This is a genomic window from Mesorhizobium sp. BHbdii, assembly GCF_053848045.1.
Window position 1 is genome coordinate 1 of the sequence record NZ_JBSPKX010000124.1, and the last position, 527, is coordinate 527.

The following is a 527-nucleotide window of genomic DNA, read 5'->3' on the forward strand; positions in this document are numbered from 1 at the left end:
CGACGGGTGCCAGGACGCGGCCATCGCTCAGCAACTGGTCATAGCCGATCTGCTCGGCCGTCGTGCGCTCTTCGACGTGCGTCGCAATGGACCCGCCACGCGCGATCGCGGCTTCCGCCAACTCCAGCACGGTGCTCGTCCCCTTGAGCGGGTGCAGATGGTCGCCATCCTCGGACACGCGACCGACCCGCCTGCTGCCATCCGGCATTCTGTACTGAACAAGACGCATGAAATACCCTTCTTCCCTTGCAGCCGTATGGGTCACACCCAGCCCGCATCGACGATGAACTGCTGGCTCGTACACATCAGGCTGTCGTCGGCGGCGAGGAACAGCGCCATGCGCGCGATATCGCCGGGCTGCAGCCGGTCGGGCAGGCACTGCCTTTCCGCGATCTGGCGTTCACCGTCGGCATCGAGCCACAGGCGCATCTGGCGCTCGGTCATCACCCAGCCCGGCACCATGCAGTTGACTCGGATGCGCTCGGGGCCGAGTTCGCGGGCCAGCGCCCGCGTCATGCCGTAGACGG

At 66.6% G+C, this 527-nt stretch carries 1 protein-coding gene and 1 pseudogene; both read right to left on the bottom strand.

Annotated features, from left to right (window positions below; genetic code table 11):
* A pseudogene (locus ACWTU8_RS32190) lies at nucleotides 1-229 on the bottom strand (AraD1 family protein); the annotation flags it as partial.
* A gap of 32 nt (nucleotides 230-261) precedes the next feature.
* Nucleotides 262-527: SDR family NAD(P)-dependent oxidoreductase (locus ACWTU8_RS32195; protein ID WP_455851298.1), on the bottom strand; the 266-nt coding region annotated here is incomplete at its 5' end.